The sequence below is a fragment of the Alcanivorax sp. HI0083 genome, from assembly GCF_001635175.1.
This window is the reverse complement of the sequence record NZ_LWFX01000333.1, coordinates 1-913: the sequence shown is the minus strand read 5'-3', so window position 1 is coordinate 913 and position 913 is coordinate 1. Positions and strand designations below refer to the sequence as shown.

At 61.0% G+C, this 913-nt stretch carries 2 protein-coding genes; both read right to left on the bottom strand.

Annotated elements, in window-relative coordinates; translation table 11 throughout:
• Positions 1 to 383: 50S ribosomal protein L25 (locus A3754_RS03545; RefSeq protein WP_156496748.1), on the bottom strand; the 383-nt coding region annotated here is incomplete at its 3' end.
• A gap of 205 nt (positions 384 to 588) precedes the next feature.
• The coding region (prs, locus tag A3754_RS03540) for a ribose-phosphate diphosphokinase (protein WP_156496747.1) at positions 589 to 913 on the bottom strand (325 nt) is incomplete at its 5' end.

Below are 913 nucleotides of genomic sequence, written 5' to 3'. Positions count from 1 at the left end.
ATCTCGCCGCCTTGCTTCTTCACGCCGATAGAGCTTTCTTCGTTGATGAAGTGCAGGGGCACGTTCATGGTGATCTTGTGGGTCTTGTCGACGCGCAGCAGATCCACGTGCAGCGGGTGGCCCTTGGCCGGATGACGCTGCATGTCACGCAGTACGGCCTGTACACTGGCACCGTCCAGCTTCAGCGTGAGAATGTGGCTGTAGAACGCTTCGTTTTCCAGGGCTTTTTTCAGCTCGCGCAGCTCAACGCTGATCATCTGCGGCTCGGCTTCGCCACCGTAGAGGATGCCGGGAACACGTTCTTGCAGACGACGCAGGCGGCGGCTCGCACCTTTCCCTGTATCGCTGCGGCTTTCTGCATTCAGCAGGAATTCATTGGACATGGTCTGTCTCCAGTATGCTCTCGGGCTTCCCGCGACCAGGTCGGCCAGAGAGGTTGATAAAGCCACGGAGGATTCCGCGGGGGCGCGATTATGCATGAAAAGCACGCCAGACGCCAGACGCCTGATGACGGACGCGCCAAAAAGCAAAAACCCGCTCGAAGAGCGGGTTTCAGCGTCAGGCGTCGAGCATCTGGCGTCTGGCGTTCTATACCAGCTCCAGCCGGTCGAACATGGCGCTCAGGGATTCTTCGTTGTTCACCCGGCGTACCGTTTCGGCGAGCATGGGCGCCAGGCTTAGGACGCGAATGTTGGCACAGGCGCGGCCGGCTTCGGACAGGGGAATGGTGTCGGTGACGACCAGTTCGTCCAGGGCGCTGCTGGCAATGTTGTCGATGGCCGGGCCGGACAGGATCGGGTGGGTGATGTAGGCAATCACCTTGGCGGCGCCGTGGTCTTTCAGGGCTTGGGCGGCTTTGCACAGGGTGCCGGCGGTATCGACCATGTCGTCCACCAGTACGCAGGTGCGGCCT